Origin of the sequence: Kribbella sp. (assembly GCF_035687465.1) — a bacterium.
Classification (GTDB): Bacteria; Actinomycetota; Actinomycetes; order Propionibacteriales; family Kribbellaceae; genus Kribbella.
Window position 1 is genome coordinate 1 of record NZ_DASRXP010000109.1, and the last position, 16636, is coordinate 16636.

At 68.8% G+C, this 16636-nt stretch carries 12 protein-coding genes; 7 read left to right on the forward strand and 5 right to left on the reverse strand.

Annotation, left to right across the window (positions count from 1 at the left end; genetic code table 11):
* The coding region (locus VFG33_RS05420) for a winged helix-turn-helix domain-containing protein (RefSeq protein WP_325023034.1) at positions 1 to 1997 on the reverse strand (1997 nt) is incomplete at its 3' end.
* 35 nt (positions 1998 to 2032) lie between these two features.
* Positions 2033 to 4072, reverse strand: a complete 2040-nt coding sequence (locus VFG33_RS05425) for an NlpC/P60 family protein (protein ID WP_325023036.1) — start codon at positions 4070 to 4072, stop codon at positions 2033 to 2035.
* Positions 4073 to 4180: 108 nt separating this feature from the next.
* Here VFG33_RS05425 and VFG33_RS05430 point away from each other — a divergent pair, with 108 nt between their 5' ends.
* Positions 4181 to 6415: an Hsp70 family protein gene (locus tag VFG33_RS05430; protein WP_325023038.1), complete on the forward strand. Its 2235-nt coding sequence runs from the start codon at positions 4181 to 4183 to the stop codon at positions 6413 to 6415.
* 36 nt (positions 6416 to 6451) lie between these two features.
* On the opposite strand, the gene VFG33_RS05435 is transcribed toward VFG33_RS05430, so the two are convergent.
* From VFG33_RS05435 to pepN, 3 genes are all read right to left on the reverse strand, one after another.
* Positions 6452 to 7096, reverse strand: a complete 645-nt coding sequence (locus VFG33_RS05435; RefSeq protein ID WP_325023040.1) for a hypothetical protein — start codon at positions 7094 to 7096, stop codon at positions 6452 to 6454.
* A 264-nt stretch (positions 7097 to 7360) separates the two neighbouring features.
* Positions 7361 to 7903 carry a hypothetical protein gene (locus tag VFG33_RS05440; RefSeq protein ID WP_325023042.1) on the reverse strand — a complete coding sequence of 181 codons (543 nt, stop codon included), beginning with the start codon at positions 7901 to 7903 and terminating at the stop codon, positions 7361 to 7363.
* Between the two features lie 39 nt (positions 7904 to 7942).
* Entirely contained in the window at positions 7943 to 10516 is a 2574-nt protein-coding gene (gene pepN, locus VFG33_RS05445; protein ID WP_325023044.1) for an aminopeptidase N, read from the reverse strand.
* A gap of 160 nt (positions 10517 to 10676) precedes the next feature.
* Here pepN and VFG33_RS05450 point away from each other — a divergent pair, with 160 nt between their 5' ends.
* The 6 genes from VFG33_RS05450 to VFG33_RS05475 all read left to right on the forward strand — a co-directional run bounded on the left by VFG33_RS05450 (position 10677) and on the right by VFG33_RS05475 (position 15395).
* Complete coding sequence (locus tag VFG33_RS05450) at positions 10677 to 11291, forward strand: mycothiol-dependent nitroreductase Rv2466c family protein (RefSeq protein WP_325023046.1); 615 nt, start codon at positions 10677 to 10679, stop codon at positions 11289 to 11291.
* Positions 11292 to 11366: 75 nt separating this feature from the next.
* The gene (locus VFG33_RS05455) at positions 11367 to 12179 is read left to right on the forward strand and encodes a D-alanyl-D-alanine carboxypeptidase family protein (RefSeq protein ID WP_325023048.1); all 813 of its coding nucleotides are present in this window, start codon (positions 11367 to 11369) and stop codon (positions 12177 to 12179) included.
* Between the two features lie 20 nt (positions 12180 to 12199).
* A complete protein-coding gene (locus tag VFG33_RS05460; RefSeq protein ID WP_325023050.1) occupies positions 12200 to 12676 on the forward strand; it encodes a ribose-5-phosphate isomerase in 477 nt (158 codons plus the stop codon).
* Between the two features lie 153 nt (positions 12677 to 12829).
* Positions 12830 to 13672 carry an Fpg/Nei family DNA glycosylase gene (locus VFG33_RS05465; protein WP_325023052.1) on the forward strand — a complete coding sequence of 281 codons (843 nt, stop codon included), beginning with the start codon at positions 12830 to 12832 and terminating at the stop codon, positions 13670 to 13672.
* A 45-nt stretch (positions 13673 to 13717) separates the two neighbouring features.
* Positions 13718 to 14914 carry a PP2C family protein-serine/threonine phosphatase gene (locus tag VFG33_RS05470; protein ID WP_325023054.1) on the forward strand — a complete coding sequence of 399 codons (1197 nt, stop codon included), beginning with the start codon at positions 13718 to 13720 and terminating at the stop codon, positions 14912 to 14914.
* Between the two features lie 19 nt (positions 14915 to 14933).
* The gene (locus tag VFG33_RS05475; RefSeq protein ID WP_325023056.1) at positions 14934 to 15395 is read left to right on the forward strand and encodes a hypothetical protein; all 462 of its coding nucleotides are present in this window, start codon (positions 14934 to 14936) and stop codon (positions 15393 to 15395) included.
* Positions 15396 to 16636: the final 1241 nt, after the last annotated feature.

Here is a 16636-nt window from a genome sequence, read left to right on the forward strand (position 1 = left end):
GCTGCGGTGCGGATCAGGCCTTCGGCCTCCTTCATTTGGGCAGCTGTGTTCGGATGTCGCTGCCGGGCCAGGGCGATTGCACCGAGTGCCAGGGCCCAGGCCTGCGCCGTTCGGGCATCGAGGTTCGCAGCCGTGGTCGCGGCCCGCCGGAGCCAGACCGAGGCCTCGTTGTCGTTCCCGGCCCGCAGCTGCGCCGCTCCGATGAAGATTGCCATCAGCAACGAACCCCAGTGGTCCCCGTCGCGGTTGCAGTCGTCGACCAGCGACGCGCAGCCGTCCGGCCGCCAGTCCTCCGGCCGGTTGGCCAGCAACACCGAGGCCTGCAGTCCCCGGGCGATCCGCGCGAGCCAGGGGAGTTCCTCGACCTCGGCGGACAGCGCGATCTCCTCCAGCGGTACCTCCGCGTGCAACCAGTTGCCTTGGGCAAGCTCCGTGATCACGAGGGCCAGGCCTGCCCAGAGCCTGGCCACCGAGCGTCCGGCGGGATCCGTCGCGATCGGGGTGAGCATCTCCCTTGCGGTGTCGAATCGCCCGGCGAGCAGGTCGATGGTCCCCGCCGCGAGTTTGTCGTGCGCCCGATCACCCGGGGCAGGCAACCGCCTGACTGCTTGACGGATCGCCTGGCCTGTACGGCGTACCGGCGCGGTGTGGCCAGGAGACAGTGGATGGGGTGACCAGATCTCGGCCTGGGCCCGTTCGTTCGCGCAGCGGGCCTGGAAGTCCGGATCGTCCAGCAGCGACTCGGCCTGCCGGTACGCGGCCACGGCTGCAGCGATCGAGCCCGACCGGAACAGCCGCCGTGCCCGCGCCAAGGCCAGCCACGGGTCATCCTCCGGCAGACCCGACCGCGCCACCCAGTCGTGTGCGGCTGCGGACGGGCCGGCGGTTCCGTGCTGCAGCAGTCGCGCGACCGACGCCCAGTCGTCTGCCAGGGCGTGGGCCCGCATCGCCTCCCGCGGATGGCCCGCCTTCTCCAGCAGGTCGGCACTGCGCGAGTGGATCTCTCGCGAGGCGGCGGCGCCCAACTCGTCGATCAGCAGGCCTTCCAGATGCGTCTGCAGCACCTGGTGATACCTGTACGTCGACCCGTCGTCCGTCGAGGTGGTGAAGAACTGCAGCGTCTCCAACTCCTCCAGCACGGCTGCACTACCAGTGCGTCGTAGCAAGTCGTCACACAGCGGCCCGGTGAGCCTGCCTAGCGCACTGGTGATGAGCAGGAACTCGCGCAGGTTTGGCTCCAGTCCGGCGAGCACGTTGCGAGTCAAGTACGCGCGGACCAGCCGCGACCGACCGCCTAGCTCGGTGGCAGCCCGGATCCGCTCGGCGCTCGACTTCCCCATCGTGGCCAGGTGGAACAGCTGCAACCCGGCGGCCCACCCGCCCGTACGACGGGTCAGCGCGGCGGCGGCCTCGGGGGACAACGGCTGCCGGTAGACCGACCGGAACAGTTCCTCGACCTCCCACGAGCGGAATCGCAGATCGTCGCCGTCGAGCTCCAGCAGATCGCCGGACACGATGAGCCGGGGCGTGTTCAACGCGGGCGGCCGGCGGGAACCGAGCAGCAGCCGCAACTGCCGCGGGCGGAACTCCAGGAACCGCTCGAGCGCGGTCTCCGCAGGGCTGCCAGCCAGTTCGTGAACGTCGTCCACGATCAATCGCACCGGCGACGTCACGCCCGTCTCAGTGGCGAGGATGAGCTCGTCGACCGTCGTCGAGCCGGCCAGGCTGACGGGCAGCACAATGGACAACGCCTCGGTCACGTGTTGGACAAGTGCGTGCTCCGACCGGTCCTCGGGCCGCGCGCGGTACCAGGCTGTCGGTCTCAGCGGACTAGCGGCCACCTGGGCGAGCAGGGTGGTCTTGCCGGAGCCGGCCGGCGCGAGCACCAGCGCCACGCTCGGTCCCGTTTCGTCGAGCAGTGGACGTTCCAGGCGGTCACGAGAAAGACCGGTCGGCTCCGGTCGACGGACCTGCTCCCTGAACACCACTGAACCCACGGCATGCCCCCCGGCGTGCTGACAAGCAACAGGTCTCAGTGTGGAGCACCATCGGGGGTCGTGCCCAGCCCATCGTCCGCATCGATTCCGTCGGGCAGCTGATCAAGTCCGGCCGGTGCCGTGCCGAGGTCGCCGCCGAGCCCACTCTTCAGCGGGTCGGAGCCGAACTGCACCTCCAGGGCGTCACCGAGCCCGTCCTGGTCGGAGTCGAGCAGCGTGGGCTTGGTCCCGAGTACCAGTTCGGTGTTGTCCGACAGCCCGTCCGCGTCGGTGTCCGCCTTGGTCGCATCGAGGCCCGCTCGTTTCTCGTAGGTATCGGTCAGGCCGTCCTTGTCGGTATCCGTGACGCCGTTGCGGATCACCTCGGCGAACTGGCCGGTTCCGCCGACGCCCGCCACGCCGGGGATCTTGCCGGGGTCAGTGCCCGACGACAGCTCGAACGGATCCGACAGCCCGTCCTTGTCCGTGTCCGCGGTCAACGGGTCGGTGTGCGACTTGATCGCCTCGAAGGCGTCCGGCAGCCCGTCCTTGTCGGTATCGGTGGCACCCGGGTTCGTGCCCGCCAGCTTCTCGAACGCGTCCGTCAGGCCGTCTTTGTCGGTGTCGGGCGGGGCCGCGACGGGAGCGCCCAGATCGATCTGGTCGTACTGCGCTGTCGCCGCCACCGGCGCGGCCAGGCTCGGCATGGTGGCGTTGGCCGTCCCCGCCGGTGCCTCCGAGGAGTCGAGACCGGGAATCATCCCCGCGTAGTTGAACCGGTTCTTGGCGGAGAACTCGCCGACGCCGTACTTGGTGCCCTTGGCCTCGATGGTCCGTCCGTCGCCGAGGCTGATCGCCACGTGCGCCTTGGAGGGACGGCCACCGCCGGACGTCGGCTCGTCGGAGAAGAAGAACAGCAGCGCGCCCTTGGTGTGCAGGGCCTCGTCGACCGGCATCAGCGCGTCCTTCTGCTTCAGGTCGAGGTACTGGTACATCGCGCCGTCCGGAATCTCCACGCCGGCCTGGTGTGCCGCCCACTTGGTCAGCTCCGAGCAGTCGAACACGTCCGGGTCCTGGTCGCTCAACTTGGCCCGCGCGCCGAACACGTACCGGTCGCCGTCCTGCGCGAGCGCGACGTTGACGAACCGCTCCATCTTCGTGTTGTCGGCCGCGGCGGGAACGGCCGCACTCGGGCCGGCGGCCTGCATCGTCGGTGCACCTTGCATCGCCGGGGCGGCCAGCAGCGTCGGCGCAGCCTGCATCGTCTGTACGGCGGGCTGTAGTGGGGTGGGCGCTGGAATGACCCCGTCACCGCTGTCGGCATGCTGCGGGTCTGAGCCGTACTGCACCTCGATCTGGTCCGACAGCCCGTCACTGTCGCTGTCCCACTTCAGCGGATTGCTGCCGAGCGCCGCCTCCGAACTGTCGGAGAGCCCGTCCTGATCCCCGTCGGCCAGTCGCGGATTCGACTTGCTGACCGCGATCTCATAGCCGTCGGCCAGCCCGTCACGGTCGGTATCCGCCACCTTCAGCCCGGTCCCGGCCGCCTGCTCGAACGCATCCGTCAGCCCGTCCCGATCGGTGTCCAGCTGCGCCCCCACCGCCTGCCCCGCGTCGATCCGGTCGTACGACAGAGCCGGCTGGGCTGACACCAGCGAAGGCTGGAGCGAACTGCTTGAAGACGGCAGCGGAGGTGGCAACTGAGATCCGTAACCACCGACCCCTCGCCCGTCGCCCTGCACACCGGTGACGGCCTCCACTTGGTCGAGATAAGTGCGGTAGTCGGCTGAGGTGCCCTGGTTCGACGAATGCGTCGTGGTCCAGGGCCGCATGTCCTTCCCGTGGTGGGAGATGTCGTACGCCGCCCGCGCGTTCGCCACCGGATCGTTCAGATTCCCGTACTTCGAGGCCCGGTCACCATCGGCGTTGACGTTGATCTGCCACAGCCCCATCGAGTGCTCGCCCTTGCTGTTCAGCGCACTCGTCCTGCCACCGGACTCGGCCATCGCGATCGCCGTCCAGGTGGTCGCCTGCTCCGGCGTGAACCCGGCCGAGCGCGCGGCTTCGTAGATCTCCGCGATCGAGAGCTTGGCCATCGGCGAAAACACCCCCTCACCAGTAGTTTAAGGCCCCGCGTGGGGCAGTGCCGAGCCTGAAGAAGCCCTACGATGAGTCAACCGTCAGGGCTATCCAGGGTGGGGACCATGGGATATCGGCTGGGCGTCGATCTGGGGACGACCTTCACTGCTGCTGCGGTCCGCAACGGCGGTCCACCGACCATGCTCGGGCTCGGGAACCGCGCGCTGCAGATCCCGTCGGTGCTGTACCTCTCCGAGGACGGCCAGTTCCTGGTCGGCGAGGCGGCCGAACGCCGCGGTGCCACCGATCCCTCCCGGCTGGTGCGTGAGTTCAAACGCCGGCTCGGTGACCCAGTCCCGCTGATGGTCGCCGGTACGCCGTTCTCGGCGCAGGCGCTGTCGGCCAAGCTGCTGTCCTGGGTGGTCGCCAGCGCGACCGAGCGCCGGGGTGCGCCGCCGGACGAGATCGTCCTCACCTATCCGGCCAACTGGGGAGCCTACAAACGCGAACTGGTCGACCAGGTGATCAGGCTGGCCGACATCGGCCCGACGGTCACCTGCCTCGAACCCCAGGCCGCGGCCATCCAGTACGCCGCCCAGGCGCAACTGCGGCCCGGCGATCGCGTCGCCGTCTACGACCTCGGCGGCGGCACCTTCGACGTCTGCGTGCTGGAGAAACGTGCCGCTGGTTTCACCATCCTCGGCAGCCCCGAGGGCATCGAGCAACTGGGTGGGGTCGACTTCGACGAGGCGGTCTTCCAGCACGTCGTCGGTGCGCTGGGTCCCGCGATCGAGGATCTCGACCTGGACAGCCCGGAGGGACGAGCCGCCCTGACCCGGCTGCGCAGGGACTGCGTCGAAGCGAAGGAGGCACTGTCCGCGGACGTGGACACAGTGATCCCCGTCGCGCTGCCGACCCGCAGTACGTCGGTCCGGCTGACGCGAGCCGAGCTGGAGACGCTGATCGCGCCAGCATTGGAGCAGACCGTCGAGGCGACCAGCCGTGCCCTCCGCGCGGCCGACACGACGTCGGAGCAGCTGACCGCGATCGTGCTGGTCGGCGGCAGCTCCCGGATCCCCCTGGTGAGCCACCTGCTGCAGTCGCGGTTCTCGACACCGACTGCCCTCGATACCCATCCCAAGCACGACATCGCCCTGGGCGCCGTCCAGTACGAACCAGCTCCCGACGAGCCGGCGACCGCGCCTATCACGGCGGTCGGGACGCTCCCGAAGCCGACGCGGACGCCACTGTCGAGTCAGGTACGGCGTCGCCTAGCGCTCGGAGTCGGCGGCGTACTAGTGCTGGCCGGGGGTGTCGTGGTCGCGATGCAGTTGGCGTCGGGTGATTCGGGCGGGCCGGGTCCGGCCAGTCAGCCGTCGCAGGTGGTGTCGACCGGTCCGTCCCGCACGCCCTCCTCGACACCGGCGGCGCCGAGTGGTCCGAAAGCGCTGCCGGCGGCGCCGGTCCCGTTGAGTGACTCGGAGCTGATCATCCCGATGATGAGTGCGGCCGGTGAGGATCTGTACCTGGCCGACGCGACCGATCCCGACAAGCGGACCCGGCTCACCACTGCTGCCGGCAACGAGTCGGTGCCGGCCTTGTCGAAGGACCGGAAGTCGATGATCTACTCGCATTCCGTGCCACCGGCCAAGGGCGCCCTGTGGGTCGCCGGGGTCGACGGCAGCGGCGCACGGCCGTTGTTCGCGAAGGCCCCCGCGCCTTGCGCTGAGTCCATCACCCGGCCGGGCTGGAACGCCAAGGTGCCCACCCAGATCGTGGTCGGCTGCAAGACCGGGGACACGCTCGGGCTCTACCTGCTCGACACCGACGGCCGCCTACTGCGCACGCTCTACTCCACCACCGCCGACGGCGCCGGGCTCAGCGATCCGGCTGTTTCCCCGGACGGCACGCAGGTCGTCTACCAGGCCCAGCTCGCGCCTGGGACCGGGAGCTACGTCGTGGCTCTCGACGGCAAGAGCAAGCCGCGTGCCCTCACGTTGGGCATCGACGCCGATCAGGTCTGGTCTCCGGTGACACCCGGGCTGCTCGCGTTCCGCCGGGTGCTCGGCTCCGGCTCAGCGGCGATCTTCGTCACGAACATCGGTGGCCCGGACATCGCGTGCGGGGGTCCGTCCCGCCGCAACGAGGTCGGCGGCGGCAAGCTCTGTCAGCTCACGGACGGGCGCGCCTTCGACCAGGACCCGACCTGGTCACCGGACGGGCAGCAGATCGTCTTCAAACATGGCATCAAGGCCCCGACCTCGATCCAGGTGGTGACCGCCGACGGCAAGGGAACGGCGAGATCGATCTGGCCCGGCAACCCCGGCAACCAGAACGCGCCGGCCTGGACGATCCGCTAAGACCGGGGTGGTGGGGCGGGGAAGGAATCGGACTAGCTAGGGGGCAGCCGGTTCGTAAGTGGGGCAGGCGACGTTGCGGTGGACGTTCTGGGTCTTGGGGGAGGCACAGAGATCCAGGGCGGTCTCGACCGACTTGGTCGGGCCGAGGTAGACGAGCCAGATGTCGCTCATCGGGTTGTGGTCGCTGGTGGACAGCCCGGGGTACTGGCCGCTCGCGAGCATCGCCTTCGCGGGGACGCCGGCGGCGATCAGCTTGGCGGCCAGGTTCTTGGCGAGCTGATCCGCGGCCATACCGGCATCGGTCGGATAGCTGTCCAGGACGGCGATGAACTGGCCGGTCCGGAACGCGGGTGACTCCGCGCCGGTGTTCGGCGGCGGGGGTGTCGGCTTGGCGGCCGGCGGTTTCCGGTCGGCCTTGGAGGTGTTGACCGAGGGGGCGGGGTCGGTGCTCGGCGGCGCGGTCGAGGTGGCCGTGTCCCGGCCACTGCGCAGACCCGCGTCATCCGCGGGGTCGGATGCGCCGTTGGTGAGGATGAACGCGAAGGCAGCCGCCATCGCGGCGCCGGCGACGACCGCGGCACCGATCGCGCTGCGCGACCTGTTCGGCCGGCCCGGTCGCGGCGACCGGTGGTGGTTCCGGGACCGCCGGTCGGACGGTTTTCGGTGATCCAGATGTGTCACGAGAATTGCCCTCCCCAGTCCCCTTCGGTCCGAATTCTCGCTTAGCTTAAGCCGAATCTGCCGCGTTGGTGAGTAGTCCTCAGTTGCTGGGAATTCCCTGTGAAACAAGCGAATGCGTAGCGGAGCCGACTCGCGACCGTATGCTGCGGAACACTCGTTTGAATCTCACGCTACGCGCCGGTCACGCTCCGGAGTGTCAATTCCAGGCGGGAAACAATGCACCGGCCGGTCACTTTGTCAAAGGTGGAAACATTCGCGAGCGGCTCAGGTGCCGGACGGAATTCCGTCCACTCGCGGCGCGGGGCGGGTGTCGAGGGCGTCGTCCAGCCAGGCGGTCACGTCGACCTCGGCGTTCAGGATGTGGTGCACGTACGACGCCCGCTCGTGGCTGAGCACCTCGAGTTCCCAGACGCACGGCGCGACGCCGATCGGGGCCGGACGGAGATCGCCGACTTCCAGGCCGCTGAAGATACTCAGCCGGGACTGGAAGTCCTTCGCCCAGCTCTGCACGACCAGGTAGACGGCGTCGTCGCCGAGATGCAGGATCACCACCCCGAGCCCGATCCCGCCCATCGCGTCGTCGAACTCGAGTTGCCGGCCGGCGCCGAGCTTGGCGACGGCGACCATGTCGTCGTCCCAGGACTGCCCCCGCGCGGTGATCACGTACGGCTTCACCAGTCGATGGGGATAACGCCACGGCATCAAAGGCGTGACTGGCCGGGGCCGGTAAGCCTCGGCCAGTCCCGTCAGCGCAACAGCGGCGGCACCGGCAAGGGCGGAGTCAGGGACGGAGTCACGGCTAGGCACCGACCTAGTCTGCTGTATCAACGTCCCGCAAGACAGGCGTCACCCGACAGCGTCACGCCGTTGGGCGTCGAGCGCGCGGACCAGGTCGGCGCGGGCCTCACCGACGTACCGGAGGGTGGGGGCGTCCGCGGAGTCGGCCTCGCCGTCGAGCCAGCCGGAGAGGGCCGCCAGGGTGGACTCCTCGGGCAGGTTCCGGGGCGAGAGGTAGACCAGGACGTTCTCACCCATCGACGAACCGAGCCGGGTGTAGACGTCCGTGGCGGCGCTCAGGTACTTGCCGACGTACGGGCGGAGCAGGTCCTCCTGGCCCGGCTGCTGGAAGCCCAGGATGGTCCGGAACTGCGTCTCGTTCGGGGTGTCCTCGGACTCCACCGCGATCCGCCAGGCCTCTTCCTTCGCCTCCGCCGTCGGCCGGGCCGCCCGAGCCTGCGCGGCCCGCTCCTGCCCGGTGATGGTGGTGTCGCGGGTCAGCTCGTCCTCGATCCCGTCCGCGTCGACCCGGCCCAGCCGGGCCAGCGCGACGATCAGCGTCCAGCGCAGATCGGTGTCGACCACCAGCCCGGTCGGCAGGTCCGTTCCGTCCAGCCAGCCGGCCAGTCGGTCCGCGCCGGCGGCGGAGAAGACGCCGGCGATGTAGGCCCGGGCGAACGCGAGCTGGTGGTCGCTCCCGGGCTCCGCATCCGCGAGGAGCTCGGCCAGGGTCTGCTCGTACTGCGCGCGCAGCCCGGCCCGGTGGTCCGGAGCCGCATAGAGGTTGATCGCACTGGTCGCCTGGGCAAGCAACGACCGGACCGCGGTCAGGTCGGACTCGGCCCGGACCCCCTTCAGGACGATCCCGACGTACTGCGAGGCCGGCATCTCCGCGTCCCGGGTCATGTCCCAGGTCGCGCCCCAGGCGAGTGCCCTGGGCAACGATTCGGTCAGCTGGTCGATCGACTCGACCAGGGTGGCGCGGGACCGCTCGTCCAGCCGGATCTTGGCGTAGGTGAGGTCGTCGTCGTTCAGCAGCACCAGGTCCGGCTGGGTGGCTCCGACCAGTTCGGCCAGCTCGGTCCGCGGGCCGTCGATGTCCACCTCGAACCGCTCGGTCCGGACCAGACCGGCCTCGGTCCGCTGGTACAGCCCGACGGCCAGCCGGTGCGGCCGCAGCGTCGGGAACGCCTCGACCGCGGTCTGCTCGATCGCGAACGAGGTGAACGCGCCCGCCTCGTCGACGGTGAAGTCGGCGTGCAGTGTGTTCACGCCGGCCGTCCGCAGCCAGCGCTCGGTCCAGTCGTCCAGGTCGCGCCCGGAGGCCTTCTCCAGCGGCTTCAGCAGGTCGACCAGCTCGGTGTTGCCGAACGCGTGGTCTGCGAAGTACTCCTTCAGCGCCGCGATGAAGGTGTCCTCACCGACGAACGCGACCAGCTGGCGCAGCGCCGACGCGCCCTTGGCGTAGGTGATGCCGTCGAAGTTCACCTCGACCGCGTGGAAGTCGACCATGTCCGCGGCGATCGGGTGGGTCGAGGGCAGCTGGTCCTGCCGGTAGGCCCAGTTCTTCCGGGCATTGCAGAACGTGGTCCAGGCACCGGCGTACTTCGTCGTCGCGGTCGCCTGGGCCCAGTGGCTGGCCCACTCGGCGAACGACTCGTTCAGCCACAGGTCGTCCCACCAGGTCATCGTGACCAGGTCGCCGAACCACATGTGCGCGAGCTCGTGCAGCACGGTGTTCGCGCGGCTCTCCAGCTCCGCGTGGGTGATCCGGCTGCGGAAGATGTACTCGTCCCGCAGCGTCACGCAGCCCGCGTTCTCCATCGCGCCCATGTTGTACTCCGGCACGAACGCCTGGTCGTACTTGCCGAACGGGTACGGCGTACCGAAGGCGCGCTCGAACAACTCGAAGCCCTGCTTGGTGACCTCGAACAGGTCGTCCTTGTCCAGCGCCTGACTCAGCGACGGCCGGCAGAGCAGCGACAGCGGGTAGCTCCCGTTCGGACCGTCGTAGGTGTCCGTGACCACGTGGTACGGGCCGGCGACGACCGCGGTGATGTACGTCGAGATCGGCGGCGTCGGCGCGAACTCCCAGCGAGCCAGTTCCTCGCCGTTCTCACCCTTGTACTGCGTGGGCTCGGGCGTCGCGGAGTTCGAGATGACCACCCAGCGGGCCGGGGCGGAGACGGTGAAGCTGAAAGGGGCCTTGAGGTTCGGCTGCTCGAAGGTGGTGAACACCCGGCGCGCGTCCGGTACCTCGAACTGGGTGTAGAGGTAGGTCTCCTTGTCGGCCGGGTCGACCGAGCGGTGCAGCCCTTCACCGGTGCGCGAGTAGATGCAGTCGGCGACCACCCGGAGCTCGTTGCGCTCGGCCAGGTCGTCCAGCAGGATCCGGGCGCCGTCGTACACGGTGTCCGGGTCGAGCGGGTGGCCGTTCAGCGTCACCTCGCGCACGGTCGCCGCGATCAGGTCGGCGAAGGTGCTCGCCCCCGGCTCGGCGCCGAAGGTGAGGGTGGTCGTGGACGCGAAGGTGGCGGCGCCGCTGGCGGCCGTGGTCAGGTCGAGCTCGATCGCGTAGCTCACGTCACTGATCAGGGCCGCACGGGTCCGCGCCTCGTCGCGCGTCAGGTTGGTTCCAGGCATGTTCGCATCCTATGCACCTGCCCGCAGGCTTGGCTGAGGGTTTCCCCGCGACTTGCGGAACGGTTGCGAAAGCGTTTCCTCGGAAGTTCGGGCTCTGCCCCAGGGTGACGGCGCCACGCCCCGGGGTGATTGATTTGGTTGTAATTTGTACGATTTACCCATGACTGCCCCTGTTGATTTCTGGTTCGATCCGGCCTGCCCCTGGGCCTGGATGACGTCTCGCTGGATGCTCGAGGTCGAGCAGGTCCGGGATGTGAAGATCACCTGGCACGTGATGAGCCTCGCGGTCCTGAACGACGGCCGTGACGAGCTCTCCGAGGAGTACAAGAACGGCCTGAAGAAGCTCTGGGGCCCGGTCCGGGTGCTGATCGCGGCCGAGCAGGCGCATGGCAACGAGGTGCTGCTCCCGCTCTACACCGCGCTCGGCAAACGAATCCACATCGAGGGTCGCGGCATCGGCGACGGCGACGGCGACGTGGTCGCCGAGGCGCTCGCGGAGGTCGGTCTGCCGGCCTCGCTGATCCAGGCGGCCCACACCGACAAGTACGACGACAAGCTGAAGAAGTCGCACCACGAGGGCATGGACCAGGTCGGCATGGACGTCGGTACGCCGGTGATCGCGGTCGAGGGCGTGGCCTTCTTCGGCCCGGTGGTGACGCCGGCCCCGAAGGGCGAGGCGGCCGGCAAGCTGTGGGACGGCGTCCGGCTGGTGGCCGGTACGGACGGCTTCTTCGAGCTGAAGCGGACCCGGGACCGCGGCCCGATCTTCGACTGATCCTTCGGTCTGGGTTGCAGGGGTTGAACCTGTCCGGATCGTTGGGTGAAGGTTGCTCACCAATCAACCTTGTCGATGGTGAGTAGGTTCCCAGTGGAGCTCGTTGGTCACACGCACTCCGCGGTGGTTCCGGCCGGAGTGGTCGCCGGCGTCGCGGTGTTCGACCGGCAGACCGGGCAGTTCACCGAGCAGCTCAACCCGGATCTTCGGTTCCGGTCCGCCTCAGTGGTGAAGTTGCTGATCGTCCTGGACTTCCTGTGGGACGGCGGCCCGTCGTACGAGCTCTCCGCGACTGACCGCGCCCGGCTGGACGTGATGCTGCGCAGTAGTGACGACGATGCCGCCAGCTACTACTGGGAAGAGTGCGGCGGCGGGCAGATCGTCGACCGGATGGTGTCGCGGCTCGGGTTGACGCACACAGCGCCGCCGCCCGCGACGCACCCGGGCTTCTGGGGATATGTCGCCATGACGGCCGCCGACACCGTCCGGATCTACCGGTACCTGCTGGAGCAGGCCCCGGTGGCGGTCCGCGAGTACGTGATGGGGAACCTGCACCAGGCGACCCGCCACGGCACCGACGGGTTCGACCAGTACTTCGGGATCGCGTCGGTGTTCGACCCGCCCTTCAGCATCAAGCAGGGCTGGTCCGGGTTCGTGGGATCCAGCGGGTTCGGCTCCGATCGCGCCAAACCCAAGGTGTCCGAGGTCGACCTGACCAGGGAGGCGCTGCACACCACCGGGACCGTCGGCACGGACGACCGGTCGATTGTCGCGGTTTACACGTTGCACCCGGACGGCACGGCGTACGAGCAGGCTTGTGCCGACCTCGCCCGCCTGACCCGGTCGCTGACCGTGCCGGGTGGCATCCGAGCGGCGGACTGTCAGTAGTTAGTGCGAGACTTCTGGCCATGCGAGTGCACATCGGCTCCGACCACGCCGGGTTCGAACTGAAGAACCACCTGGTCGAGCACCTCACGACTGCCGGGCACGACATCGTCGACCACGGTCCGGCCGTGTACGACGCGGTCGACGACTATCCGCCGTACTGTCTGCGCACGGCCGAGGCGGTGGTCGAGGACCCCGGCAGTCTGGGCATCGTGATCGGTGGCTCGGGCAACGGCGAGCAGATCGCCGCGAACAAGGTGAAGGGTGTCCGGGCCGCGCTGGCCTGGAGCACCGACACCGCGAAGCTCGGCCGCGAACACAACGACGCGAACGTGATCAGCATCGGCGCCCGGATGCACTCCGAAGACGACGCGACCGGGTTCGTGGACCTCTTCCTGGCCACCGACTACTCGGGCGAGGAGCGGCACACCCGCCGGATCAAGATGCTGGAAGCCTATGAATCGACCGGCGAACTGCCGCCCCTGCCGGCTTCGTCCTGATCTTCTGCCTTCGGACGGACCGCGCGCCGCTCGTCGGGGCGCGGTCGGGAGACATCCCGGGCCCGCATCGACCGGCCGATACCGACCACCGCCGGGGTGGGCGGACCAGTCCGCCCCTTCGCACCAGAACCCGTTGCACCCATAAGAGGAATCATGCCCGAAGGTCATACCCTGCACCGGCTGGCGAACGATGTCTGGGACGCGTTCGGCGGCCGCCCGGTCCGGGCCTCCAGCCCCCAGGGCCGGTTCGTCGAGGGTGCGGCGCTGCTGGACGGGCACGTACTGCGCCAGACCGAGGCGCACGGCAAGCACTTCCTCGCCGACTTCGAGGGCGCCGGCTGGCTGCACATCCACCTCGGCCTGATCGGCAAGGTGGACTTCGGCGAGGCACCGGTGCCGGCGCCCGTCGGCCAGGTGCGACTCCGCCTGAGCAACGACGCGTCGTACGCCGATCTGCGCGGGGCGACCGTGTGCGAAGTACTGACCGACGGTGAACGCGAGAGCCTGATCGCCCGGCTCGGCCCGGACCCGCTGCGCGACGACGCCGATCCGGACCTGGCCTGGAAGCGGATCCATCGCAGCAAGCTGCCGATCGGTCAGCTGCTGATGGACCAGGAGGTGCTCAGCGGGGTCGGCAACGTGTACCGGGCCGAGGTGTTGTTCCGGGCCAAGCTGCACCCGAAGACGCCGGGCCATCTGGTCAAGAAGCGTGAGTGGCAGGGGATGTGGACCGACCTGCTCGCGCTGATGAAGTACGGCGTCGAGACCGGGCGGATCGACACGGTGACCGACGACCACACCCCGGAGTCGATGGGGCGCGATCCACGCAAGGACGACCACGGCGGCGAGGTCTACGTGTACCGCCGGCAGGGGCAGCACTGCTATGTCTGCCAGTCGGTGATCCGGACCGAGATCCTGGCCGGGCGCAACTTGTTCTGGTGTCCCAAGTGCCAACGGACCGGACAGACCAGACGTCCACCTGTGAAGAAGTTCTGACGACTTGATGCGCGGACCGTGTGGTGCCGTTATCTTCGTCTCACCATGAGCAATAGCAGCGGATTCGCTGGCTTGCGACGGGTCGGCCCTGGGGCCCGCTCGCTGGTCCGCCATGCGCGCAAGTCGCACCCGCTCACCTTCGTCGGCGTGCTGGCGTTGACGGTCGCGGTGAGTGCCGCCGCGCTGGCGGGCCCGTCGGTCGTTCCCGCCGCGATCCTGATCATCCCGCTGATGCTCGGCGGCCTGCTGCTGCGGTTCCGTTCGCTCGTCGTGCTGACGCTGATCTCGATGGTGCTCGGCTCGTACGTCGTGTCGGAGCGCGCGATCGGGCTGCCGAGGACCGGGTTCGTCGTCATCCTCGGCGTCGCCGCGTGGATCGTGCTGACCGGGGCGAAGGTGCGCAGCCGGCTGGGGGTGCAGGGAACGCGGGGTGAGTCGATGCTGATCGAACTGCGGGACATCCTCACCGCGCAGGGCGAGCTGCCCCGGTTGCCGGCCGGCTGGCGGGCCGAGGTCGCGATCAGGTCGGCCGGTGGTGCTTCCTTCTCGGGCGATTTCGTCGTCTCCACGCTCCGGGACGACGAGTTGCTGGAGGTCGCACTGGTCGATGTGTCGGGCAAGGGAATCGATGCCGGAACCAGGGCCCTGCTCCTGTCCGGCGCCTTCGGCGGACTGCTCGGGGTGCTGCCGGTCGAGGAGTTCCTGCCGGCCGCGAACCACTATCTGCGCCGCCAGGACTGGGATGACGATTTCGCCACGGTGGTGCACGTGGCGGTCAACCTGCGCTCCGGCGACTTCGAAGTACGGACTGCCGGGCATCCGCCGGCGATCCAGTTCGACGCGTGGTCGGGACGGTGGGCGACGCGGGACTCGGACGGGCCGTTGCTCGGGTTGGTGGAGACGCCGGAGTTCACACTGAACGCCGGGCAGTTGAAGCTTGGCGATGCGCTCTTCCTCTACAGCGACGGCATGGTCGAGACGCCGCGGCGCGACATCGGCCGGGGGACGGACCGGCTCGCGGGGCATGCCGAACGGTTGGTTGCCCACGGCTTCAAAGGCGCCGCGGACGAGCTCGTCACCGAGATCGGCGGCCCGGGCGACGACTCCGCCATCGTGGTGATCCATCGGCAGACGAACCCGTCGGAACTGGTGGACCCGGCCGAGTGCGCGCCACCCCGGACGCTGTCCAGCGCCCTGCGCCGCCGGCGGCTCGCGATGCTGCGCCAGTCACGCCCCGTCTGATGGCGTACCGTGCTCGGTCGTGACGATCGATCAGCTGGACGGCGACGGGGTGGACGGCGGAGGCGCGCAGGATGTGTCGTTCGAGGAGTTGCTCGCGACGATGCCGGACTTGTTGCGTGAGGTGTTCCCGCAAGCCCGCTGGGAACTGCACAAACTCTGGGCGCTCGACCTGCGGGTGGAACCGATCGAGGTGGTCGACCTGCTGTGGATGTTCGACCTCCCGCTCCTGCCGCTGAACGGCGAACGCTTCAAAGTCACCCCGAACCAGGTGACCGAGACCCCGATGAACTTCCGCGACACCTACCAGCGCGTGATGGACGCGGACCTGGACTTCCCCATCCACCTGGTCGCCTACCGCGGCCGCCTGGTGGTCCTCGACGGCATCCACCGCCTCCTCAAAGCCCACTTCCTCCGCCGCCGCTGGATAGAAGCCAAAACCGCCACCGCCACCCAACTCGCGACCTGCACAACCCCCGACTAGACAGCAGCCTCGGCCGGCCACGCGGAAACAGCCTTGCCCTCTTCGGCTGCGGCTGCCCTGACCATCTCCCCGACCTCCGGCGACGTAGGTGTGGGTGGTTCGCGGGTAGGTGTGGGTGGTTCGCGTCGCCGGGCTGCGTGAGTTTGCTAGTCGTGGCGAGGTGAGTCAAGGGCGCTTCGCGGCCCTGCGGGCTCGAACAAGTTCGACCCTTGACACACCTCACCACGACCAGGGAAGGACGCAGCTAGCCCGGAGCCGCTGGGAAGTGCGGCCACAATTCAGGGGATTCCGTCGGGCTTGGGGGGCTGGAGTCGTCGACTGTGGGGACTGGGCCGGCGAGTGTCGGGACCGGGTCGGCTGCAATCGATTGCCAACGGCAAGGTCCCCACAGTCAACGCGATCCCCATCCTGACAGGCGGTCTACGTGCCACCCAGTGGTCTCGGCGCACCGCCTGGTGGAACGGCCGGTGAATCCCGCCGCTCGGTAGCGGGTTGTTCGACCGATGGCGCCCAGTAGGCCGCTATCGGTCCCGGGATCTAGGTAGCGGGCTGCTCCGGGCCTGGCCGGTACCGGCCGGTCCGTCCGGTGGCGGGTTGTTTGCCCGGTAGCGGGTTGTTCGCCGGCCGGCGTCCCGCACTGAGTGGGCTCACCCCACTCTGGGTGGGCTTACCCCATCGTCTGGGGCTTAGCCCACTGCTCTAACAGTGGGCTAACCCGCAGAACAGGAGTTGTCCGCCACAACGCGACTCGCCCCACCACGTCGGACCGACGAAACCGTCAGAACTAGCCCACACCTGTCCCCCAAGGACCGCCCGAGCCGGCGGAACCATTGGGAGCAGCTCACACGTCAGCGCGGATCCGCGTAGCTGCGTCCTTTCCTGGCCGAGGTGCTGGGTGTCAAGGGTCGAACTTGTTCGATCGCCGAAGGCGACGCCAACGGCGCCCTTGATACACGGCATCTCGGCTAGCACCATCACGCAGCGGAGACCGCGCAACCACAGTCCCAATGCACCGGCGCAACCACACCGCCAATGCACCGGGCGCACCCACAGTCCCAATGCGCCAGGAAAACCAGGCCGCCAGAACGCCGGCCCAACCACAGTCCCGAACCGGCCGAACCACAGTCTCACCGGCGGAACCATCGCTCCTAGGCGTCGTAGTCGAGGACTACCTTGTCTGTGGTGGGGTGGGATTGGCAGGTTAGGACGTAGCCGGCTCGGATTTCGTCGGGTTCGAGGGC